General features: G+C 67.7%; 17 protein-coding genes. 9 read left to right on the top strand and 8 right to left on the bottom strand.

What is annotated here, in order from left to right; translation table 11 throughout:
- Nucleotides 1-9: 9 nt before the first annotated feature.
- Nucleotides 10-1,590: a MutS-related protein gene (locus SOM61_RS06430; RefSeq protein WP_320473328.1), complete on the bottom strand. Its 1,581-nt coding sequence runs from the start codon at nucleotides 1,588-1,590 to the stop codon at nucleotides 10-12.
- Between the two features lie 222 nt (nucleotides 1,591-1,812).
- Between SOM61_RS06430 and SOM61_RS06425 the strand changes: the two genes are divergently transcribed.
- The 8 genes from SOM61_RS06425 (at nucleotide 1,813) to SOM61_RS06390 (ending at nucleotide 11,898) form a co-directional block, all read left to right on the top strand.
- Nucleotides 1,813-3,591, top strand: coding sequence for a YbhB/YbcL family Raf kinase inhibitor-like protein (locus tag SOM61_RS06425; protein ID WP_320473327.1), 1,779 nt, complete (start codon nucleotides 1,813-1,815; stop codon nucleotides 3,589-3,591).
- Nucleotides 3,592-3,762: 171 nt separating this feature from the next.
- Nucleotides 3,763-5,031 carry an efflux RND transporter periplasmic adaptor subunit gene (locus tag SOM61_RS06420; protein WP_147936222.1) on the top strand — a complete coding sequence of 423 codons (1,269 nt, stop codon included), beginning with the start codon at nucleotides 3,763-3,765 and terminating at the stop codon, nucleotides 5,029-5,031.
- Between the two features lie 27 nt (nucleotides 5,032-5,058).
- Nucleotides 5,059-5,772 (top strand): ABC transporter ATP-binding protein, encoded by a 714-nt coding sequence (locus tag SOM61_RS06415; RefSeq protein WP_005663539.1) that lies wholly within the window; start codon nucleotides 5,059-5,061, stop codon nucleotides 5,770-5,772.
- Between the two features lie 9 nt (nucleotides 5,773-5,781).
- Nucleotides 5,782-7,089 carry an ABC transporter permease gene (locus SOM61_RS06410; RefSeq protein WP_320473326.1) on the top strand — a complete coding sequence of 436 codons (1,308 nt, stop codon included), beginning with the start codon at nucleotides 5,782-5,784 and terminating at the stop codon, nucleotides 7,087-7,089.
- A gap of 31 nt (nucleotides 7,090-7,120) precedes the next feature.
- Nucleotides 7,121-8,353: an ABC transporter permease gene (locus tag SOM61_RS06405; protein ID WP_320473325.1), complete on the top strand. Its 1,233-nt coding sequence runs from the start codon at nucleotides 7,121-7,123 to the stop codon at nucleotides 8,351-8,353.
- 25 nt (nucleotides 8,354-8,378) lie between these two features.
- Nucleotides 8,379-9,710, top strand: coding sequence for a sigma-54-dependent transcriptional regulator (locus SOM61_RS06400; RefSeq protein WP_320473324.1), 1,332 nt, complete (start codon nucleotides 8,379-8,381; stop codon nucleotides 9,708-9,710).
- Nucleotides 9,707-11,077: a sensor histidine kinase gene (locus SOM61_RS06395; protein ID WP_320473323.1), complete on the top strand. Its 1,371-nt coding sequence runs from the start codon at nucleotides 9,707-9,709 to the stop codon at nucleotides 11,075-11,077. Before SOM61_RS06400 ends, SOM61_RS06395 begins: the two co-directional genes overlap by 4 nt.
- A gap of 50 nt (nucleotides 11,078-11,127) precedes the next feature.
- Nucleotides 11,128-11,898 carry a spermine/spermidine synthase domain-containing protein gene (locus tag SOM61_RS06390; RefSeq protein ID WP_320473322.1) on the top strand — a complete coding sequence of 257 codons (771 nt, stop codon included), beginning with the start codon at nucleotides 11,128-11,130 and terminating at the stop codon, nucleotides 11,896-11,898.
- On the opposite strand, the gene SOM61_RS06385 is transcribed toward SOM61_RS06390, so the two are convergent.
- On the bottom strand, nucleotides 11,861-12,370 hold the full coding sequence (locus SOM61_RS06385; RefSeq protein ID WP_320473321.1) for a hypothetical protein: 510 nt from the start codon (nucleotides 12,368-12,370) through the stop codon (nucleotides 11,861-11,863). The two genes, SOM61_RS06390 and SOM61_RS06385, sit on opposite strands and share 38 nt — an antisense overlap.
- The gene (locus tag SOM61_RS06380) at nucleotides 12,371-12,568 is read right to left on the bottom strand and encodes a hypothetical protein (RefSeq protein WP_147936230.1); all 198 of its coding nucleotides are present in this window, start codon (nucleotides 12,566-12,568) and stop codon (nucleotides 12,371-12,373) included.
- 349 nt (nucleotides 12,569-12,917) lie between these two features.
- On the opposite strand from SOM61_RS06380, the gene SOM61_RS06375 reads away from it, so the two are divergent.
- Nucleotides 12,918-15,353, top strand: coding sequence for a TonB-dependent receptor plug domain-containing protein (locus tag SOM61_RS06375; RefSeq protein WP_320473320.1), 2,436 nt, complete (start codon nucleotides 12,918-12,920; stop codon nucleotides 15,351-15,353).
- Here SOM61_RS06375 and SOM61_RS06370 read toward each other — a convergent pair.
- From SOM61_RS06370 to SOM61_RS06350, 5 genes are all read right to left on the bottom strand, one after another.
- On the bottom strand, nucleotides 15,341-16,297 hold the full coding sequence (locus tag SOM61_RS06370) for an AraC family transcriptional regulator (protein WP_320473319.1): 957 nt from the start codon (nucleotides 16,295-16,297) through the stop codon (nucleotides 15,341-15,343). The genes SOM61_RS06375 and SOM61_RS06370 overlap by 13 nt on opposite strands.
- A 17-nt stretch (nucleotides 16,298-16,314) precedes the next feature.
- Nucleotides 16,315-17,328 (bottom strand): AraC family transcriptional regulator, encoded by a 1,014-nt coding sequence (locus SOM61_RS06365; RefSeq protein WP_320473318.1) that lies wholly within the window; start codon nucleotides 17,326-17,328, stop codon nucleotides 16,315-16,317.
- A gap of 151 nt (nucleotides 17,329-17,479) precedes the next feature.
- Nucleotides 17,480-19,015 (bottom strand): hypothetical protein, encoded by a 1,536-nt coding sequence (locus tag SOM61_RS06360; protein ID WP_320473317.1) that lies wholly within the window; start codon nucleotides 19,013-19,015, stop codon nucleotides 17,480-17,482.
- Entirely contained in the window at nucleotides 19,012-21,114 is a 2,103-nt protein-coding gene (locus tag SOM61_RS06355; RefSeq protein ID WP_320473316.1) for a hypothetical protein, read from the bottom strand. Before SOM61_RS06355 ends, SOM61_RS06360 begins: the two co-directional genes overlap by 4 nt.
- Entirely contained in the window at nucleotides 21,098-22,081 is a 984-nt protein-coding gene (locus tag SOM61_RS06350; protein ID WP_320473315.1) for a BatA domain-containing protein, read from the bottom strand. The genes SOM61_RS06355 and SOM61_RS06350 overlap by 17 nt, the downstream gene beginning before the upstream one ends.
- Nucleotide 22,082: the final 1 nt, after the last annotated feature.

Genomic DNA, 22,082 nt, shown 5'->3' with positions numbered 1-22,082 from the left:
GGGGAGTCGTTACTGCCAGTGGCAGTAACGACGGGATTCGGGCGCCGCGACCTCCGGTTCCACCAGGTGGCTGCTCAACCAGCGCGCCACCTCGGCCGCCCTGTTTTCAACCTCCCCTCCAAAACCCTGGCTCGCCAGCAGCGCGATGCCGTTCGGGTTGCTCAGCACGCCCGACGCCAGCACCGGCTGGCCGCTGGCGGTGTCGATGAAGAACGCCTCCAACTGCTCGCGCAGCAACGGCGCCAGCACCAGGTTGTGCGAGGACACCAGCACCAGGTCGCGGCCGGCCAGTCGTTCCAGCACCGCGCAGGCAGCCGACACCGACTCCAGGTGATTCGTCCCACGGAAGACTTCATCGATCAGGCAGATGCCCGGCGGCTGGCCGGCGGCATCCAGCAATTCCTTCGCCCGCCGCAGTTCTGCCATATACAAGCTTTCGCCGCCCAGCAGCGAATCCTCGTTCTGCATGCTGGCGCGCACCGGCACCGCCGGCAGGCAGGCCCGCGCCGCATAGCAAAAGCCGAAGGCGCGCGCCGCGATCGCGTTCAGGCCGACCATGCGCAGGAAGGTGCTCTTGCCCGAGGCGTTCTGGCCCGAGACGAAGGCGCCTTTTCCTTTCAGAGTCACCGACAGCGCAACGGGCTGCGCCATCAGGGGATGGATGCCGCCTTCCAGCACCAGCGTGCGCGCATCGCCGCGTTCTGCCCAGCACCAGCGCTCCAGGCACGCCAGATGGCGCGCCAGCGTCACGTCGGCCTCCAGGCTGGCGCAAGCGAGGTAGCATTCGCGCAGGAAGGCGCGTTCGGCGTGCACGATGCGCGCCGTCTTGAAGTAGTGCGCCACGTTGGCGGCCGCGAACCAGTCGGCGTACTGCTTCGCGCCAGGGATCATGCGCAGGCTCAGCGAGCGCGCCAGGCGCAGGTGCAGGCGTTCCGCCCTGGGGCGCGCCGCCACGAAAGGTTCCAGCAGCTGCCCGCCCTGCCCACCCAGCAGGCTGGTCGCGCGCAGCAGCGCGTGCAGCGCGCGGATGGTGGCGGCCCATTCCTCGAGCGGGCGGTGCAGGCGCATCTGCAGCGCCATCAGGGGCGTCAGCGCCGCCAGGGTCAACATCCAGCCCAGCGGCAGGGTCGCCAGGGCGGCCAGCGACAGCAGCAGCGCGAGCGGCAGCAGCCATAGCCAGCGCGGCCACCACGGGATGGTCGGCGCCGTATCCTGGAATAGCAGGCCGGCCACCTCGGCATCGGCATGGCGCAAGGGAGACAGGCTGGCGTCGATCGCATCCAGCCGCGCCGGGTCATCCATCAGCGCCTGCAGGCGCGCGCGCTGCGCGACGCATGCCGCATCGTCGATGCCGGCCCGCAGGCGCCGGTGCAGCACCTGGCGCGCGAAGATGCTGGCCCGGGGCGCCAGTTTCTCTTCGTACGATTCGAGCAGCAAGTCGTTCCAGGTCTGGTCGTCGATGCCGGCGGCGCCATCGAGGCGGTACAGGCGTTCGACTTCGTCCGGGATGAAGAAATGGCGTTGCGGAGGGGCGGGTGGGGCGAGCGCAAGGCTGCGCAACAGGTCTTGCAGGCGGTCGAACAACGACACTGATGAACTTTCTGGAGAACCGGCGGCGCCGGGTGCCAGTCCAATATACGGATCGATTGCCATCTTGCAAGATCGAAAACATTTATGGGCTGAAATTACCCGTGGCGCATGTTCAACATTGAATCCGACAATGTACGTTTCCAAACATACCGCGTTCCGAATCGCTGGCACGATCATTGGCGCAAGGCTCCCACCAACAACGACCAAGAAAGGCAGGCCCCAATGAAACGCGCTTCGCTCGCAGCCGCGCTGTGCATGGTGTTCGGCTCCGCTACCGCCCAGCAGGGCGACGGCACCATGTTCTCCACCAAGATCAACGTCTGGAAACCCAATAAGGTGGAGGCCACGCCGGAGCGCATCGCTGCCCTGAAGGCGCCGCCGGGCTTCACGGTCAGCGCCTTCGCGACTGGCCTCAAGAACGCGCGCATCATTGCGGTGGCGCCGAACGGCGACGTCTACCTGAGCCGGCGCGACCAGGGCGACGTGCTGCTGCTGCGCGACGCCAACGGCGACGGCCGCGCCGACGGCGCGCCGGTCACGGTGGCCAACCGCGCCGGCGCCCACGGCCTGGCGATCCGCGACAACAAGCTGTACCTGGTCACCGTCAAGGAGTTGTTCGTCGCCGACATCAAGCCCGACGGCCGCCTGGGCGAACTCACCATGCTGATCGGCGACCTGCCCGATTCGGGCCAACACCCGAACCGCACCATGGCCTTCGGCCCGGACGGCATGCTGTACCTGAGCGTCGGCAGCACCTGCAATACCTGCAACGAAAGCAATGTGGAAAACGCCACCCTGCTGCGCGTTTCCCCCGACGGCAAGAGCCGCACCATCTTTGCCAGCGGCCTGCGCAACCTGATCGGCTTCGGCTGGCATCCGGCCACGGGCGAGCTGTGGGGCTTCGACCACGGCATCGACTTCCTGGGCGACGACGTCCAGCCAGAAGAGATCAACAAGATCGAGCTGGGCAAGCAGTACGGCTGGCCGCACGTCTACGGGGCCGGCGAGATCTACCCGCAAAGCACGCCGCAGGGCGAGATCACCAAGGAACAGTGGAAGGAACGCAGCACGCCGATGGTGCTGGGCTATACCGCCCACGCGGCGCCGATGCAATGGGTCTGGGGCGCCGGCAGCGCCTTCCCGGCCGACTACCAGGGCGACGCCTTCGTCACCATGCGCGGTTCGTGGAACCGGGTGCCGGCGTCGGGCTACGAGATCGTGCGCGTGCGCTACCAGGACGGCCAGCCGAAGTCGGTCGAGCCTTTCGTCACCGGCTTCCTGACGGATGGCGGCAAGACCCATATCGCGCGCCCGGTCGGCCTGGCGCTGGCCAAGGACGGCGCGCTGCTGATGGCGGACGACGCCAACGGCGTGATCTACCGCATCGCCTACACCGGTGGCAAGGCGGCAGCGGCCACGCCGCCGAAGGCGCCGGCCGGCCCCATGGAGCAGCAGGTCAACAAGGGCAACAAGGTCCCGCTGGCGAACAAGCGCCCCGAGACCGAGGCCAAGGGCCAACTGAGCGTGACGTCGTCGAGCTTCAGCGCCAACGGGACGATGGACGATCGCTACACCGAGTATGCGGACGGCGTCTCGCCGGCGCTGTCCTGGAAAGCCGTGGCGGGCGCGAAATCGTACGCGGTCATCATGGAAGACCCGGACGCCAAACCGGTCACGCCCTTCGTGCACTGGGTGATGTGGAATATCCCGGCCACCATCACCAGCGTGCCGGAAGGCGTGCAGGAGCAGCCGCGCCTGTCCGACCCGGACGGCGTGCTGCAGGGCCGCACAACGCGCGGTGCGCCCGGCTACTACGGGCCAAGGCCGCCGGTCGGCGAGGCGGCGCACCGCTACCACTTCCAGGTGTATGCACTGGACAAGATGCTCGATGTGCCATTCGGCGCCGACCGCGACCAGGTGCTGCAGGCGATGAAGGGCCATGTGCTGGCCAAGGGCGAGATCGTGGGCAAGTACGGGCAGAAGCAGCAGCCGCAGAAGTAAGCGGCCAGCGCGGACGGTTCTGTCCGCGAACGACCGCGCGGAGGCCGGACGGACACCGCGGACAGCGGCGTCCGCCGGACACTCCTTTATGAATCAATAACTTAACAATGAAATAAGCGCTGGCACGGATCGTGCAATAACGACAGGAAACTCGTCGTTACTGGACACAACATGATCCGCGATACATCCCAACAAGACGCCGTCGTCGCCACGCCGGCGTCCCACAAGTTCAAGCGCCCCGCGCTGCTGATCGGTATCGCCGCCGCCCTGCTGGCCGCCAGCGTCGCCGTGTTCGCCGCCTGGAGCGGCAGCGAACATTCGGTCTCAGGCAGCCGCGTGCGCATCGCCGAAGTCCAGCGCGGCACCCTGGTGCGCGACGCCGCCGTCAACGGCCGCGTGGTCGCTGCCGTCAGCCCCACCCTGTATTCCACCGCCCCCGCCACCGTCAACCTGAAGGTCGCCGCCGGCGACACCGTCAAGAAGGGCGACGTGCTGGCGGTACTGGAGTCGCCCGACCTGAGCGACGCCCTCAAGCGCGAAGTCTCGACCTACGAACAGCTCAAGGCCGAAGTGGCGCGCCAGCAGATCCTGGCGCGCAAGCAGCAACTGCTGGCCAAGCGCGAAGCCGACACCGCCGAGATCGAACGCCTGTCGGCCCAGCGCACGGTGGAGCGCTACGACAGCGTGGGCGTGGTCGGCATCATCGCCAAGATCGACTACCAGAAGGCCCAGGATGCCCTCAACTCGGCCGGCATCCGCGCCAAGCATGCGGCGCAGGCGGCCAACCTCGAAGGCGACGACGTCCAGCTGGCGATCCGCACCAAGACCAACGAGATGGAGCGCGCGCGCCTGTCGATGGCCAACGCCCAGCGCAGGGTCGACGAGCTGACCGTGCGCGCGCCGGTAGACGGCTTCATCGGCACCCTGAACGTGCAGAACCGCATGGTGGTCATCGCCAATGCACCGCTGATGACGCTGGTCGACCTGTCCAAGCTCGAAGTCGAGGTCGAGGTGCCCGAAACCTATGCCGGCGACCTGGGCCTGGGCATGAGCGCCGAGATCACCCTGCCCTCGGGCCGCGCCACCGGCAAGCTGTCGGCGCTGTCGCCCGAGGTGGTCAAGAACCAGGTGCTGGCGCGGGTGCGCTTCGACGGCGAGCAGCCCAAGGGCCTGCGCCAGAGCCAGCGCGTCAGCGCGCGCCTGCTGATCGAAGAAAAGCAGAACGTCCTGATGGTGCAGCGCGGCCCGTTCCTGGAAAACGAAGGCGGCCGCCATGCCTATGTTATGCGCGACGGGATCGCCGTGCGCACCCCGATCCAGGTCGGCGCCACCAGCATCTCGGCGGTCGAGATCGTGTCAGGCCTGAAGGCCGGCGACCGGGTCGTCGTGGCCGGCACCGACGCCTTCGAGAGTGCCGCCAGCGTCTCCATCAACCAATAAACAACATCGTCCAACAAGGAGCCAACCATGCTGCGCATGACCAACCTGAGCAAGGTGTACCGCACCCACATGATCGAGACCCACGCGCTGCGCGGCTTCGAGATCCACGTCAGCCAGGGCGAATTCGTCACCGTGACCGGACCGTCCGGCTCCGGCAAGACCAGCTTTTTGAACATCGCCGGCCTGCTCGAGGAATTCACCTCGGGCGAATACGTGCTGGACGGCGTCAACGTCAAAGGCCTGGACGACGCGGCGCGCTCGCGCCTGCGCAACGAGAAGCTGGGCTTCATCTTCCAGGGCTTCAACCTGATCCCCGACCTGAACCTGTTCGACAACGTCGACGTGCCGCTGCGCTATCGCGGCTTCAATGCGCGCGAACGCAAGGAGCGCATCGAAGACGCGCTGGCCAAGGTCGGCCTGGCTTCGCGCATGAAGCACTACCCGGCCGAGCTGTCCGGCGGCCAGCAGCAGCGGGTGGCGATCGCGCGCGCGCTGGCCGGCAGCCCCAAGCTGCTGCTGGCCGATGAACCGACCGGTAACCTCGATACGCAAATGGCGCGCGGCGTGATGGAACTGCTGGAAGAGATCAACGCCGCCGGCACCACGATCCTGATGGTGACCCACGATCCGGAGCTTGCGGTGCGCACCCACCGCAACGTGCACATCATCGACGGCCAGGTGTCCGACCTGGTGCGGCGCTCGCCGTCGCTGGTCGACAGCGTGGCTTCCGTCCCAGCCTGAGGAGCGGCCATGTTCGGCTATTACTTCAAGCTCGGCGTGCGCAGCCTGCGCCGCAACCGCTACCTGACCTCCCTGATGGTGCTGACCCTGGCCATCGGCGTGGCCGCCAGCGTCTCGACGCTCGCCATCCTGCACGCGATGTCGGGCGACCCGATTCCCTCCAAGAGCGACCGCCTGTTCGTGCCCTTCATCGACAACGCCCAGCCCGAGGGCTATATCCCTGGTTCCGACCACATCGACATGCAGATGAGCTACCAGGATGCGATGAACCTGCTGCGCGCCAAACCGGGCGACCGTGGCACGGCGATGTTCGGCACCGGCATGCCGATCGAGCCGCCGCGCACCGACATCCCGGCCTTCAGCGGATATGGGCTGGCGCCGACGCGCGATTTCTTCGCCATGTTCGATGTGCCCTTCCTGCATGGACAGGCCTGGAGCGCCGAGCAAGAGGCGGGCGGCGCCAACGTCGTGGTGCTGAGCCGCGCAGTGGCAGAGAAGCTGTTCGGCGACGCCAGCCCGGTCGGCCAGCGCTTGCGCATGGGCGGCGAGCCGTTCACCGTGGTGGGCGTGCTCGACGAATGGAATCCGATGCCACGCTACTACAAACTGATCGGCAGCGGCCAGGCTACCGGCGAGGACTTCATGATTCCCTTCACCACCGCGGTGCGGCGCGAGATGCCGGCCTACGGCAGCGTGAGCTGCAGCGAACAGCGCGATTCCGGCTATGCCTCGCTGCTGGCCTCGGAGTGCACCTGGATCCAGCTCTGGCTCGAAACCCGCTCGGCCATGGACCGCGCCGACCTGCACGCCTTCCTCGAAAACTATGCGAGCGAACAGCGCAAGCTGGGCCGCCTGAAGCGCCAGGCCCCGGTCGAGCTGTACAACGTGATGGAATGGATGGAAAAGCAGAAGGTAGTGGGCAACGATACCCGGCTGTCGGCCTGGCTGGCGTTCGGCTTCCTGGTCCTGTGCCTGGTCAACACCGTCGGCCTGCTGCTGGCGAAGTTCTCGGTGCGCGCCTCCGAGGTCGGCATCCGGCGCGCACTCGGCGCATCGAAGAGCGACATCTTCCGCCAGTTCCTGATCGAGACCGGCGTGGTCGGCATGGCCGGTGGCGTGCTGGGACTGGCGCTGGCCTTCGGCGCCCTGGCCCTGATTGGCATGGAAAGCAAGAGCATGGCAGCTGTGGCGCGCATGGACTGGCAGATGCTGGCGCTGACCTTCGTGCTGTCGATCTGCGCCTCGCTGATCGCCGGCCTGCTGCCGACCTGGCGCGCCTGTCAGGTGACGCCGGCCATCCAGCTCAAATCGCAATGATCATCAGCGTATCAACCCGGGAGCAATGAATATGGAAATCCGACCCATCCTGTCCGCGCTGTTGCGCAACAAGACCGGCCCGATCCTGGTGGCGATGCAGGTCGCCCTGAGCCTGGCGATCCTGGCCAATGCCCTGCACATCGTGAACGAACGGCGCGAAGTGGCGGCGCGCCCCTCCGGCCTGGCCGACGAAGCGGCGACCTTCTACTTCGTGGTGCGCAACCTGAACCAGAACACGCCGGACCAGATGCTGGCCACCATCAAGCGCGAGCTGGAGGTGCTGCGCTCGGTGCCGGGCATGGTATCGGCGGGCCAGGTGTCCCAGATGCCGATGGCGCAAAGCGGCAGCACCACCAGCATCTCGGCCGATCCGCGCCAGGAGCGCGAGAGCGCCTACGCCTCGATCTACGCCACGGATGGCGCGATGGTCAAGACCTTCGGCCTGAAGCTGGTCGAGGGCCGCGACTTCCTGCCGCATGAAATCCCCGAGGTCAACCAGGCGGCTGAGAACAGGGCGCCGCAAACCGTCCTCATGACCCGTGACCTGGCCGAGAAACTGTGGCCGGGCGCGCCAGCGGTCGGCAAGATCATGTACTTCGGCACCGGCAACGAAGCGCGCGGGGCCCAGGTGGTCGGCGTGGTCGAGCGCCTGCAGAGCGTGCATGCCGAGGTGGGCATGGATGGCGAGTATTCGGTCGTGATGCCCGAGTTCTCATATGGCCGTCCGGGCACGATGTACGCCATGCGCGCCGAGCCGGGCCAGCGCGACCGTGTAATGCAGGAGGCCGAACAGGCGCTGCGCAAATCGTCGGCCACGCCCATGATCCTGCGCATCAAGACGGTCGATGGCGACCGCCAGGACCGCTACCGCGCCGACGTGGCGCTGTCGTGGATGCTGGTGACGGTGAGCGTGCTGCTGCTGCTGGTGACCTGCAGCGGCATCGTCGGCATGGCCAGCCTGTGGGTGACCCAGCGCCGCAAGCAGATCGGGGTGCGGCGCGCGCTCGGCGCCCGCAAGATCGACATCCTGCGCTACTTCATCCTGGAGAACGTCCTGATCACCAGCGCCGGCGTGTTCGGCGGCGTGCTGCTGGGCGTCGGCCTGAACCAGCTATTGGTGAGCAAACTGGAAATGACACGGCTGCCGCTGCCCTACCTGATCGCCGGCGCCCTGCTGTTCTGGGCAATCGGCATCCTCGCCGCCTACGGTCCGGCATGGCGCGCGGCCAGCACCTCGCCGGCGCTGGCCACCCGCAGCACCTAGGCGGGAGGGTGCTATGCTGGCGGCCATGCCCACAGTTCTCATCATTGACGACAATGCCGCCGTCGCCATGGCGCTCGAAGTGCTGTTCTCGCTGCACGATATCGCGGCGCTGCGCGCGGCCTCGCCCGAGGAGGGCCTGGACCTCCTCGGGCGTGAGCCGGTCGATCTGGTGATCCAGGACATGAACTTCACGGCCGACACCACGTCCGGCGAGGAAGGCGTGGCGCTGTTTCGCGAGATCCGCCTGCGCCATCCCGACCTGCCGGTGATCCTGCTCACCGCCTGGACCCACCTGGATGCGGCGGTCGACCTGGTCAAGGCTGGCGCCGCCGACTATCTTTCCAAACCCTGGAACGACGAGCGCCTGCTGGCCACGGTCAGCAACCTGATCGAGCTGGGCCAGGCCAACCGGCTGCTTGCCAGCCGCCTGCAACGCGAACACAAGGCCAAGCGCGAGCTCGAGCTGAACTTCGACCTGCGCGGCCTGGTGTGGCAGGACCCGGCCACCGAACGGGTGCTGCACCTGGCCTGCCAGGTGGCGCGCGCAGACGTGCCGGTGCTGATCACGGGTCCCAACGGCACCGGCAAGGAGCGCATCGCCGAAATCATCAAGGCCAATTCGACGGTGGCCGACGGCCCCTTCGTGGTGCTCAACTGCGGCGCCCTGCCGTCCGAACTGATCGAGGCCGAGCTGTTCGGCGCCGACGCCGGCGCCTATACCGGCGCATCTAAGGCGCGCGAAGGCAAATTCGAGGCGGCCGACGGCGGCACCCTGTTCCTCGACGAAATCGGCAACCTGCCGCTGGCGGGGCAAATGAAACTGCTGCGGGTGCTGGAAACCGGCCGCTTCGAGCGGCTCGGCTCGAACCGCGAACGGCAGGTCAAGGTGCGCGTGATCAGCGCCACCAATGCGGATCTCTCCGCGATGATCCGCGCCGGGACCTTCCGCGAAGACCTGTACTACCGCCTGAACGTGATCGAGCTGCGCCTGCCTCCGCTCGCGAGCCGTCCGGGCGACATCCTGCCGCTGGCGCAATCCTTCCTGGCGCACGGCAAGACCCTGCATCCGTCGGCCGAAGCGGCCCTGCTGGCCCACCCCTGGCCCGGCAATGTGCGCGAATTGAAGAACGTGATGGCGCGCGCCAACCTGCTGTCCAGCGGCGACACCATCACGGTGGCGGACCTCGGCCTGCCGGCGGCCAGCCTGCCGGCCCAGGAGACGGAGCCCGACCGCGACGCCATCGTGGGAGCGCTGGCGCGCGCCGGCGGCGTGGTGGCGCAGGCGGCGAACGAGCTCGGGTTGTCGCGCCAGGCGCTGTATCGCCGCATGGAGCGGTTAGGAATCGAACGTCCATGAGCCAGGCGCCGACCCGGACCAGGTTCTCTCTCGTCACGCGCCTGTCGGCGCTGGTCGGCACCCTGCTCGTGCTGGCCATGCTGGCCGCGCTCGGCCTCGACGCCCTGTTCCCCGGCCGACCGCTGCTGGTCGCGGGCCTGTGCCTGCTTGGACTGCTGCCGGTGGCGATCATCACCCTGCGCGCGCAGGTCCAGCCAATCCTGTCGCTGTTTCGCGCGCTGGAAGGCACGGTGGACAGCTACCGCGACGGCGACTTTTCCTTCAGCCTGCATTGGCCGCACAACGACGAGCTGAGCGACCTGATCGCGGCCCATAACCGGCTGGGCGCCGTGTTGCGCGAGCAGCGCCTGGGCCTGGTGCAGCGCGAACTGCTGCTCGACTCGATGGTGCAGAACACGCCGGTGGCGATGCTGCTGGTGGCCGATTCCTCCGCCCACGCGGGCGAGCACTCGGGTGTCATCGTGTACGCCAACGTCGCCGCGCGCCAGTTGCTGGCGCATGGCCGCAAGCTCGAGGGACACGCCCTGCGCGCCGTGCTCGACGACGCCGCGCCGGCCCTGCGCGAAGCGCTGGCGCGCGGTGGAGATGGACTGTTCAGCGCCGGCGAAGGCGAGAACGAAGAGGTCTATCACCTGGCGCGCAGCACCTTCAACCTGAACGGGCGCCGCCACGAGCTGCTGCTGCTGCGCCAGCTGACGGCGGAACTGCGGCGCCAGGAAGTGCAGACCTGGAAAAAGGTGATCCGCGTGATCAGCCATGAACTCAACAACTCGCTGGCGCCACTGGCTTCGCTGGCCCACTCCGGCGCCGAGCTGGTACGGCGCGGGCAGGTCGAGCGCCTGCCGCAGATCCTCTCGACCATCGGCGAGCGCACCCGCCACCTGGAGAGCTTCATCCTCGGCTATGCGCGCTTCGCCAAGCTGCCCACGCCGCGCCTGGAAGCCTGCCCATGGCCGGACCTGGTCGGACGCCTGTCCGGCCAGGTCGATTTTTCGGTCGAAGGCGAGCTGCCGCCAGACCCTGCCTGGGTCGACGCCGCCCAGTTCGAACAGGCGCTCCTGAACCTGCTCAAGAACGCCCATGAATCCGGCTCGCCGCCGGAACACGTCGGGCTGCAGGTGCGGCGCGTGCAGGACCAGCTGCGCATCGACGTGCTCGATCGCGGCAGTGGCATGAGCGAGGCGGTCCTGACCCAGGCCCTGGTGCCCTTCTATTCGACCAAGCGCAGCGGCACCGGCCTGGGGCTGGCGCTGGCGCGCGAGATCGCCGAAGCGCACGGCGGCCGCATCCTGCTCGCCAACCGCGACGGCGGCGGGCTGGCGGTGACGCTGTTCCTGCCGGCGCTATCCGCCCCGCCATCCGGCTGAACCCCGGCGCGCTCTGGTAAGATCGGCTTTGATTTTGCCTCGTTGCGACCATGCCGCCGTCCACCATCGATCCCCGTTTCGCCCAGCCCGGCCATCCGCCCGCCACCATCGACGAATTCGAAGGCGTGCGCTTCCTGCACCTCGGCACCTCCTGGGTGCAGGGCGCGATGCGCATCGCCAAGCCGGACACGATCGAGCTCGAATACGTGCAGATGATGATGATGTGGACGCTGTTCCAGCGCGCGCCGCGCCACATCGCCCAGCTCGGGCTGGGCAGCGCTGCGCTCACCAAGTTCTGCTACCAGCGCATTCCCGAGGTGAAGGTCACGGCGGTCGAACTCAATCCCAATGTGATCGCGATCTGCCGCGCGCTGTTTGGCCTGCCCGACAACGATGCGCGCCTGGACGTGCGCGAGATGAATGCGCTGGACTTCGTGCTCGACCGCGGCAACCACGGCAAGTTCGACGTGCTGCAGGTCGACCTGTACGACCAGGACGCGCGCGGCCCGGTGCTCGATTCGGTCGAGTTTTACCAGGGCTGCCGCGATTGCCTGGCCCCGGGTGGCCTCATGACCGCCAATGTGTTCGGCGACTTCAGCAACTACGACAAGAACTTCCTGCACATGGAGCAGGTCTTCGACGCCGTCGCCTGGCTGCCCGAGGTGCACGACGCCAACGTGGTGGTGCTGGCCTTCAAGGATGCGCCCCAGATCGACTTCGCGGTGCTGTACGAGCGCGCCGGCGAGATCAAGCGGCGCCTGAACCTGCCGGCCAAGGACTGGGTCAACGGCCTGAAAGAGTGGATGCGCGACCACTCGTAAGCCGATGGCGCGGCGTGGGCGGGCGGCGGTCCGGCAGGTGGCCGCTGACGCCCAGTTCGGACGCCGGCACCGGCGCGCCCAGCACGGCGAACACCGTGCCACAGGGTTCGCGCTCCAGCCCCAGCACCGGGAACACCCGTTCGAGGTTGGCGTACTTGGCCCAGGCGCCGGCCCCGCGCGACTGGCTCGGCGGGATCGACATCGCGGCAAAGCCGCGCGCGCCCTTCTCGACCGCTGCGATGCTGCGCACGCGGGCGGCATGCGCCTCTTCATCGGGTTCTTCGTCCTGACCGGCATCCATGCAGCGCACCCGCAGTTGCGCGCCGGGCAGCGGATGGTCGTCGATCTTCTGGTTGGGAGCGTGCCAGAGCTGCATCAGCACGATGCCGGTCGGCCCGTGGGCATCCCAGGCGCTTTCGAGGCTGCCGTGGTGTTCCAGGCCGTAGCGCTTGCATAGCTGGGTGATATTCATCTAGTCGTTCCGTTGCCGTTGGCGCCGCTCGCGGTTGCGGCGGGCGGCGGGATCCTGCATGGCGCGCAGCAGGATCTCTTGTGAGACGTTGCAGCTCTCGAGGTACACCAGCCCCGCCGACACGCCACGCGTCTCGGCCAGGAACAACGCATATTCGGTAGCGAGCGCGGACCGCTCGTCGATTCGTCGTTGGATCATGATGTGGCTGCCTACGAAGTGCGGCGAAAGCGCCGTCTTGAGACCTATGCTAAAGCCACTGGGCAGCGCTCCATTGGAAATCTTGTTAGAGAACGTAACAATCCAGCAAACTCTTTTCTACAACATTTCTCACCAAAAACTTCTTTATTCTCAATGCATTACCCGACACTCATGAAAATGTCGTGAACTGCAGGAGTACGTCTCTTTTGCGCCACGGACATCCCATCTATTTACCTTCGTATTTACTTATTTCAATATCTTCGTAGTGTACGGACATATCCCATTGCTAACATCAAATGACATCCGAACAAGCGGATGACATGACATAACTCATTGCAGGGGGTAGAGGATGACCATGAAGTTGAACAAGAAAATACTGCCGCAACGCGCCCTGCTGGCGTCGGCACTGATGGCGGCATTGGCGCCCGTTGGCGCCCAGGAGACGGACAACAGCATGTCGCAGGTCGTGGTGCTCGGCTCGCGCACCCAGGCCAAGACCGCGCTCGATACCGCGGTCCCGGTGGGCCTCATCAACAGCAAGGACATCCAGTCCGCCGGCACGCTCGAACTGGGCAAGGTGCTGCAAGACCTCGACCCCTCGTTCAACTTCACCAGCACCTTCGTGAGCGACGGCACCGACATCATCCGCCCCGCCACCCTGCGCGGCCTGGGCCCGGACCAGCTGCTGGTGCTCATCAACGGCAAGCGCCGCCACCAGCAAGCCCTGGTCAACGTGCAGCAGACCATCGGCCGCGGCTCGGCCGGCACCGACATCAATGCGATCCCGCTGTCGGCGATCCAGTCGATCGAGGTGCTGCGCGACGGCGCCGCGGCGCAGTATGGATCGGACGCGATCGCGGGCGTCATCAACATCATCCTCAAGAAGGGCGCCGGCAACGGCACCCTGAGCGCCAGCGCCGGCACTACCGACGAAGGCGATGGCGACACCTATTCGGCCAGCGCCAACCGCGGCTTCGCGCTGGGCGCCGACGGCGGCTACCTGAACCTGTCGGTCGAGGCCAGGAAGCGCGACGAAACCAATCGCGCCGGCCCGGACACCCTGCGCGTCAACCCGCCGCGCGTGACCCAGCGCCTGGGCGACAGCAACGCGAAAGACTATTATCTGTGGCTGAATTCGGCCATCCCGACCGCCGGCGGCGAACTGTATGCCTTCGGCGGCGCCTCCAAGCGCAAGGGCGATTCGGGCGGCTTCTTCCGCCCGGCCGAAGACTCGCGCAACGTGCCCGAGATCTATCCGAACGGCTTCCTGCCGAATATCGTGACCACGGTGCAGGATGCCTCGCTCGCCGTCGGCTACCGCCACGACCTGCCGAACGGCTGGAACGCCGACGCCAGCGTCAACCACGGCCGCAGCCAGCTCAAGTTCCACGAACGGAACTCGATCAACGTCAGCTACTGGTACGAGAACGGCGAGTCGCCGACGTCGGCCGACACCGGCACGCTCAAGTTCGAGCAGACCACCTTCAACCTCGATTTCAAGGGCCCGGTGAACGTGCTGGGCGGCGAGCTGTTCGTGGCCGCCGGCTTCGAATGGCGGCGCGATAACTACGAGATCGAGGCCGGCGATCCGGTCTCGTACCAGTACGGCCGCACCAACAATCCCGCCATCATCATCCGCGACCAGAACGGCGGCATCGCCGCCTCGGGCATCCAGGGCTTCCCCGGCTACACCCCGAGCACGGCGGTCGACGAGGGCCGCCACAACACCGCCTACTACCTGGACCTGGAGCGCAAGTTCGGCGCCAACGTCACGCTCGGCGCCGCCGCGCGCCATGAACGCTACTCGGACTTCGGCAACACCACGATCGGCAAACTGAGCCTGCGCTGGGACCCGAGCCGCACGGTCGGGATCCGCGGCAGCGCCTCGACCGGTTTCCGGGCGCCGGGCGTGCAGCAGAAGTTCTACAGCTCGGTGTCGACCAACCTGAACGCCGCCGGCGTGCTGACCGAGACCCTCACCGCGCGCGAAGACAGCGCCGTCACGCGCGCCTTCGGCATCGCGCCGCTGCAGGAAGAAACCTCGAAAAGCGCCAGCATCGGCATGATCCTGCGCCCGACCCAGGGCTTCTCGCTCACCGCCGACGTGTATCGCACGAAGATCGACGACCGCATCGTCTTCTCCAGCAATATCGCGCCCGAGTCCGGCCCGTGCGCGACGCCGGCCGCCTGCCCGATCCGCAACATCCTCGATCCGCTACGCGTAGGCCAGGCCCAGTTCTTCACCAATGCGATCGACACCACCACCACCGGCCTGGACCTGGTGGCGCAGCAGACCATCAAGGGCCAGGGCTCGACCCTGGTGCTGTCCGGCCAGCTGGGCTTCAACAAGACCGAGGTCGATGATCGCCACTCGCAGTCGCCGGTGCTCACCGGCGCCCAGCTGTTCGACGACGCCCAGGTGACGCTGATCGAACGCGGCCAGCCGCGCAAGCACCACGTGGTGTCGGCCGACTACACCACCGGCCCGTGGAACGTGACGGCGCGCGCCAACTACTTCGGCGAGGTGCAGGGCCAGGGCTTTACTGCTCCATTCGTGCAGACCTGGGAAGCGAAGTGGATCGTCGACCTGACCGGGCGCTATACCTTCAACAAGAACCTGGCGCTGTCGGCGGGCGTGAACAATCTGTTCGACACCTATCCGACGCGCTGGAACCCCGAGCGCGCCGCGCCCTTCCCGCAGATGGGCTTCACGCACTGCTGGGAGACCTGCCCGTTCGGCATGAATGGACGCTCGGCCTACGTGAAGGCGGACTATACCTTCTGAAGCTGGCCGTCCGGCGCGCCGGACGCGGGCTGCAACAGGAAGGAACGCAGCTCGCGCACGTCCTGCGAGGGACTGATGCCGAAGGCGCGTGTGTACTCGCGACTGAATTGCGAGGCGCTTTCATAGCCCACCCGGTGCGCCGCGCTGGCCACGGTGGCAACCTCGAACACCAGCAGGCGGCGCGCCTCCTGCAGGCGCAGCTGCTTCTGGTATTGGAGGGGCGTCATCCTGGTGGCCAGCTTGAAGTGATGATGCAGCGACGACTGGCTCATATTTGCCGCCTGCGCGATCTCCTCCATGCGCAGCGGCTCCTTGTAGCGCAGCGTGATCTGCTGGGCCGCGAGCCGGATGCGGTGCGGCTGGGTGCCGGGCGTCATGAAATGCGCCAGCTGCCAGCCGCCTTCGCCGATCAACAGCCGATACATGATTTCGCGATAGACCAGCGGCGCCAGCTGGCGGATATGGCGCGGCGTCTCGAGCAGCCGGCACAGGCGCAGCACGGCGTCGAGCAGGTCGTCGTCGGTGCTGGCGGTATGGATGCCGAAGGTGGCGTCCACGCCCACCGGCAACGGCGCGGCCTGCTGCGCGTCCTCCAGCAGCAGGCTGGAGACCACCGCTGGATCGATGTCGAGCCAGACGCACAGATAGGGCTTCTCGGGCGACGCCTCGGCCACTTGCCCGGACACCCGGACATCTTGCGCGAACACCATATGGCGTGCGCTGTCGTGGACGATACGGGCATCGCCCACGAGCAGCTGTTTCGATCCCTGCGCCAGCAGGCAAAGGCCGGGCTGGTACAGCACCTGGCCCAGCGCGGCCGGGCCGGAGACGCGGACCAACTTGAGTTTCGGCACCTTTGTCACGTGCACGCCATCATGCGGCGCGATGCGCAGCAGGAGCTCGATCAGGCGCTGTTGCGCGTGATGGGATGGTTGCCCTTGCATGCCGATGCCCTCCTCGATCAGGCCTCTGGGTCGGCCGTGACGGCCTGGCCCACGGCGGCCCAGGTGGCGCGCTCGGCCTGGCTCAATTCGTCCAGGCCCGGCGGCCTGCCGCCGCGCGACCGGAACAGGGAAGAACGCAGTTCGCGCACGTCCTGCGAGGGACTGATGCCGAACGCGCGCGTGTACTCGCGGCTGAACTGCGATGCGCTTTCGTAGCCGACCCGGTGCGCTGCGCTGGCCACGCTGGTGGCCTCGAACACCAGCAGGCGCCGCGCCTCCTGCAGCCTCAGTCGCTTCTGGTACTGCAGGGGCGTCATATTGGTGGCCAGCTTGAAATGGTGGTGCAGCGAGGACTGGCTCATGTTCGCCGCCTGCGCGATGTCGCCCATGCGCAGCGGCTCCTTGTAGCGCAGGGTGATCTGCTGGGTGGCGACGCGCATCCGGTGCGACTGCGTCCCCGGCGTCATGAATTGCGCCAGGCGCCAGCCGCCTTCGCCGCTCAGGAGGCGATACATGATCTCGCGGTAGACCAGCGGCGCCAGCTCGGGGATGTGCTGGGGCGTCTCCACCAGCCGGCACAGGCGCAGCACCGCGTCCAGCAGCGCCTCGTCGGTGCGCGCGGTATAGATGCCGAGCGTGACGTCGTCATGCTCCGGCGCGGGCGCTGCCGGCACGCCCTGGCCCAGCAGGAGCGAGCCCACCACCACCGGGTCGATGTCGAGCCAGACGCTCAGGTAGGGGGCGTCAAGCGATGCCTCGACCACCTGGCCCGAAACCGGAATGTCATGCACGGCGACCAGGTGCTGCGAGCGGTCGTAGTCGATGTGCGCTTCGCCCACCAGCAACTGCTTGCGTCCCTGGACCAGCAGGCACAAGGCCGGTTCGTACAGCACCTCGGCCATCGACGACGTGCTGGACGCGCGCAATAGCTTGAGCTTCGGCACCGCCGTGATGTGCAGGCCGTCGCCGGGCGCCGCGCGCCGCAGGCACCCGACCAGCTGTTGCCGCAATGCATTCAGGGTTCGGGACATAGGGAGTCAGGTCGAAAAATCGGGATCGAACTCTGCAGATGGTAGACGTGGCCCGATCCCGCACGAATGCCCGTTCTTCTGGAGTTCTTGCCTAATACTCTAACCGGAAAGGAGAAGCTGCGGAGTCGCGCGCGGGCGACTCCGGGGCTTATCAACGGCGCTCGCGCCACCACAGCGCCAGCAGCGCCGCTGCGAAGGCCAGGGCGAACGGCCAGGCCGGCATCGGGCGTGTCGGTCCTTCCTGGGCGACAAGCGGCGTGCGGGCGGCATAGCGCGCCGTGGCGTCGCGCCGTTGCATGGCCTGCCATTGCGGCCAGTCGTTGGCCGCATACACGTAGACGGCATGTGCGCCCGCCTTGCGGTCCGCGATCTGCAGCCAGCCGGACTTCTGCGGCCACAGCGCAACGCAGGAAGCATCGATGCGATCGGCGCGGGCTTGCCAGCGCAAGACCTGTTTCAGTTCGGGGAAGGCGACCTCGCCATCGACGCCGCGGGCGCAGACTTCCAGGCGCTTTCCGGGCAGCGGCATCTCGGCGGCAGCCAGCCATTCGGTCTCCTGGCGGCGCTCGACGCCGACGCGGTCGAGCACACCCTGCCACCACAGCGCCAGCTTGCGCGGTTCGGCGATCGCGTGGCGATGCCATTCGCTCACGCCCAGCCAGGCGATGCGCCCCTTCTTCCAGTCGCGGGTCCAGACCATGTCGTCGGATCCGGTCCAGGGGCCGGCGGCGCGCGCCGTCGGCAGCATCGGCGCCAGCGGCATCTCCAACGGCGCCTCCAGCATGCCCCCCAGCGGCTGCACACGCAGCGGCAGTTGCAGGGTGCGCGACCAGACGCCCGGGTCGTTCGCATTCCCGCCCAGCACCAGCAGCGGCATGCCGTCGGCCACGCGCCCCAGCAGGGACGCGCGTTCGCCGGCGCCCATGCGCTCGAAGCGGGCGGCATCGATCACCATCAGGTTCGGCGCCGTCATCTCCTCACGTGGCGCCTCGGTGCGGGTAACGTCGCGGCCCAGCGTGACCTGCCAGTCGAGCAGCGCGCCGCTGCCGGCCATTAAATCGTTCAGCACGCGCAGGTCGAACGATGGCGCGCCGAAGCGGCCGACCACCTGCAACTGCACCGGCTCATGCACGGTGAACGGCACCGGGCCTTCGGCCACGACCTTGTCCTTCCCATCCAAGAGGCGCGCCTTGAGGACGACACGTTCTGCCACCGGCGGCATCCACTCGACGGTCAGCTTGCCCGTGCCGCGCGCCTGCGCGATCGGCTGGCCGTTCTCGGCCAGCAGTTCCAGGCGCGCTTCGGTCTTGTCTTCGCGCTCGACCGTCAGGGTGAACAAGCGGCCCAGGGCCAGCTGGCTCGGGAAGTCCAGGCGCAGCGCGCCACCCTTCGGCGCGTTCCAGGCGAGCGGCAGGGCCGGCAGATCGTTCCATGCGGCGGCGCGCAGGCCGTCGCCTTCGAGACGCAGGGCATTCACCCCTTCCAGCGATCGCGGCGGCGCGGCCGGGTCGATGGCGAGCGTGCGCCCGGCCTCGCCCGGCACGCGCAGGTCGGCCGCGAACAGGCCCAGGGCGGTGGCCGCGACGACGGTCAAGAGCGCGTCCAGCCATTGGCGGCGGCGCAGGTAGAGCGCGGCGCTGACGATGCCGGCCAGGGCGATGAGGCCGATGAGCAAGGCCTGGTTCATGGCGCGCCCGCCTCGCGCCAATGGCGTGCGAACGGGGTCTCGACCTTGCTGCTGGCCTGCAGCAGCACCTGGCCCTCGCCGGCGCCGGTGCGCAGCCAGGCGCGCAGCACCGGGCGGCAGGCGATGCAGCCGTCGGCCACGTCCTGGATCGCGCGCTGGGCAGACAGGCGCTGTTCGTCGTCCTGCAGGCGCGTACGCACCCAGTCGTTGGCGGTGCGCATCCACAGCGACGGCAATGCGGCTTCGCCGGACAGGGCGGCCACCAATGCGCGCAGCTCTTCCGGCAGCGGCGAACCCTCGCCGGCCTGTTCACGGCGGTAGCTGGCGGCGCCCGCCATCTCGCCGGTCATGCGTTTTTCTTCCTTGATCGGTGGCGGGGTGAAGGCGGTCTTGTGCAGGTAGATACGTTCGGCCTGCTGCAACTCCTTGATCGCTTCCAGCGCCCTGTGCTCGGGCGGCAAGGCGGTCTTCGGTACGATGGCGCGCAGCGACTTCTCGGCATCCCACATCGCCACCAGTGCGCGGCGCAATACCTTCTTGGTGCCCTCGTCGTACATCGTCGCGTTCTCGGCCTCGTCGTGGGCATGGCCGTAGGTTTCCAGGATGTGCTGGGTTTCGTTGCGGATCGCGCTCTTGCGGGTGTTCGGGCTACCGTGGTCATGACCGTGGCCTTCCTCATGCGGATGCTCGCCGGGGGCGTGGTCATGGCCTTCATGATCTTCATGGTCGTCGTGGCCGTCCGCTTTTTGCGCGCCGGCCATGCCGGAGCTGGCGTTGTCGGCGAACAGCGACGATTCCTCGCCCAGGAACTGGCCATAGCGCCGGCGCAGCTGCGCCTGGTCGTTGGCGATGCGTTCGCTGCGGTCGCGCGCATCAATGGCCGCAATCTTCGTGCCGCGCATGTCGGCGATCAGCTGTTCTGTGTCGATGATGATCTGGCGCTGGCTGCGCAGCGACGCCGGCTTGACCAGCGACGGCATCGCCGCACTCTCTTCTTCCGCCTCCTGTTCCGGCGCCGGCCGACGCACGGTGTAGGTGGGCGACTGCACGGTCTGGGGCCGGCCGGCGTTGTCGGTCGCGCGCACGAAGAAATACAGCTCGTCGCCCGGTTCCATTTCCAGCTCGGCGAGCGACCATTGCTTCGACCAGTCGCGCCGCTTCCGATCGCTGGAGGCCGGCAGCGGCATCTCGCGGTCGGTGAACTTGACGTTCTCGCCGCTGCCGCGCGCCAGCGTCATGTGCAGGGTGGCGCGCCGGATCGCGTAGTCGTCGCGGATCTGGATCGCCATCGCGGCGCCGGTCGCGTTTTCGCGCAGGTCCTGGATCATCTGGGTCGGCGCGGTGATCGTGATCTCCGGCGGCTGGTCAGGGACTACGCGCAGTGTGTGACGATTGCCGCGCCAGCGCCACACCACCGACTCGGTGGCGGTCCAGCGCGCGCACTCCTTGCCCGGCTCGAGCACCTGGCCGTTGCCCAGTTCTATCTTGTTGTTGCCCGCCGTGCCGTCCTTCAGGCACCAGCTGACGACGGTCTGTTCCGGCACCTGGAGGTCGCCCGGGCCAGATTCGGATGGTCTGACGCCGGTATAGTCCGGCGGCGCCAGCTTGATGGTGAGCTGGGCCAGCGTGGCAGCGGTCGCGCTGCCGACCGGGCTCGGCGCCACATGGGCCGAGCCATCCGACGGCCTGGTGGTCGCATACCACACCATCCCCGCCAGCACGGCGCTGACCAGGATGATCGGGTAGCCGCTCGAAACGTGGCGCGCGACGATCTGGCGCAGCTGGGCCGGCGAGATGACGGCGTCCAGGCGGTCGAACAAGCGCTGCTGCTGCAGGCGGGCGATCGGCGAATCGGCTGCCTCGAGCAGGGCCGCGCTGTCTTCCATCTCGGGCACGGCGCCGTCCAGCCAGGCGGTCCACTCGAAGGTGACGCGGCGGCGCAGCTTGACCCAGTCCAGCGCGCACCAGCCGGCCCAGGCCAGCAGGCCCGGCCCCGAAGGAATCGCCAGCCAAGGCAGCGCGCCCACTATCCACAGCGGCAGGCGGCGCAGCTGGGCTGCGCGCCATACCCGTTTGGTGATCTCAACGCCTCCGTGCATGCGTGAGACTCCTTTCCAGTACAAAAAGTGCGGCCAGGATGGCCAGCAGGACACTGCGCAGCGCGCCGCTCGGTTCCGGCGCATTGGCGCCATCGACCGCCGCGAACGTCTGCGGCGCCAGCATGAAGTGGCGCGGGCCTACGTGCAGTTGCTGCCAATCGTCGAGCAGCGCACGCGCGGCATCCGCGTCGCGTGGCGGCCAGTCGGCATGATGCCACAGGCGGCCGCGCGCGCTGTCGGCGTAGCGCAGGCCGTCGACTGCGCCTGACTTGGCCAGCTCGGGGAAGGCCGACGGCTGCGTCACCCACCACAGCGGCGCGCGCAGCGCGGCGGGCGGGGCTTCAGCGCGGTCCCACACGATCAGCGAGGTCGCGGCGCCCGGCGCGTCATCGATGATGACGGTCTCGGGACCGCCCTGCGCCGCGAACATGCGGCGCCATTCGGCCGCACGCTCGCTGGCGATATAGACATGGCGCTCGACCTTGGCGGGTGCGGCGGCCTGGCTAAGCACCTCGACCGCCCGGCCGAACGCCGGCCTGGCGGCCGGCATCGGCACGTCGCCCAGCACCAGCAGCCGCGCGTCCGATCGCCACTCGCGCTCGTGCGTGTGCACCCAGCCCAGGGCCTGTGCGGCGGGCAGCGTGACACGCTCGGCGTTCGCCAGGCCGACTTGCGTCGCTTCACGCTCGACCCATGCGGGATCGGTGCCTTGCGTCACCACGACCGTATCGCCGCGCCACGGATAGACCGGGTCGGCCAGCCAGGCGATGAGGGTGGCCAACAACAGACAACGAAGCAACAGCAACAGAGGATCGCTCCAACGCCAGACACGGGTCTGGCGCGGCTCGGTGCGCGGCAGGAAGCGCGCGGTCGCCATCGGCGCCGCCTGGTTCTGCACGCGCTTCTTGCGGTGCCACCAGATCGGCAGGATGAGAATGGGCAGCGCGAGCCACCAGAGTGCATTCATG

Source organism: Massilia sp. CFBP9012 (assembly GCF_034045115.1).
Classification (GTDB): domain Bacteria; phylum Pseudomonadota; class Gammaproteobacteria; order Burkholderiales; family Burkholderiaceae_D; genus Telluria.
Note: the sequence above shows the minus strand (reverse complement) of the source record. Positions and strands in the feature narration are given on the sequence as shown.

Coding starts and splice junctions, on each gene's coding strand:
- SOM61_RS06395 (WP_320473323.1), top strand. CDS start 9,707: ATGAGCCAGGCGCCGACCCGGACCAGGTTCTCTCTCGTCACGCGCCTG.
- SOM61_RS06410 (WP_320473326.1), top strand. CDS start 5,782: ATGTTCGGCTATTACTTCAAGCTCGGCGTGCGCAGCCTGCGCCGCAAC.
- SOM61_RS06375 (WP_320473320.1), top strand. CDS start 12,918: ATGACCATGAAGTTGAACAAGAAAATACTGCCGCAACGCGCCCTGCTG.
- SOM61_RS06390 (WP_320473322.1), top strand. CDS start 11,128: ATGCCGCCGTCCACCATCGATCCCCGTTTCGCCCAGCCCGGCCATCCG.
- SOM61_RS06360 (WP_320473317.1), bottom strand. CDS start 19,015: ATGAACCAGGCCTTGCTCATCGGCCTCATCGCCCTGGCCGGCATCGTC.
- SOM61_RS06405 (WP_320473325.1), top strand. CDS start 7,121: ATGGAAATCCGACCCATCCTGTCCGCGCTGTTGCGCAACAAGACCGGC.
- SOM61_RS06420 (WP_147936222.1), top strand. CDS start 3,763: ATGATCCGCGATACATCCCAACAAGACGCCGTCGTCGCCACGCCGGCG.
- SOM61_RS06425 (WP_320473327.1), top strand. CDS start 1,813: ATGAAACGCGCTTCGCTCGCAGCCGCGCTGTGCATGGTGTTCGGCTCC.
- SOM61_RS06385 (WP_320473321.1), bottom strand. CDS start 12,370: ATGAATATCACCCAGCTATGCAAGCGCTACGGCCTGGAACACCACGGC.
- SOM61_RS06365 (WP_320473318.1), bottom strand. CDS start 17,328: ATGTCCCGAACCCTGAATGCATTGCGGCAACAGCTGGTCGGGTGCCTG.
- SOM61_RS06350 (WP_320473315.1), bottom strand. CDS start 22,081: ATGAATGCACTCTGGTGGCTCGCGCTGCCCATTCTCATCCTGCCGATC.
- SOM61_RS06400 (WP_320473324.1), top strand. CDS start 8,379: ATGCCCACAGTTCTCATCATTGACGACAATGCCGCCGTCGCCATGGCG.
- SOM61_RS06415 (WP_005663539.1), top strand. CDS start 5,059: ATGCTGCGCATGACCAACCTGAGCAAGGTGTACCGCACCCACATGATC.
- SOM61_RS06355 (WP_320473316.1), bottom strand. CDS start 21,114: ATGCACGGAGGCGTTGAGATCACCAAACGGGTATGGCGCGCAGCCCAG.
- SOM61_RS06370 (WP_320473319.1), bottom strand. CDS start 16,297: ATGCAAGGGCAACCATCCCATCACGCGCAACAGCGCCTGATCGAGCTC.
- SOM61_RS06380 (WP_147936230.1), bottom strand. CDS start 12,568: ATGATCCAACGACGAATCGACGAGCGGTCCGCGCTCGCTACCGAATAT.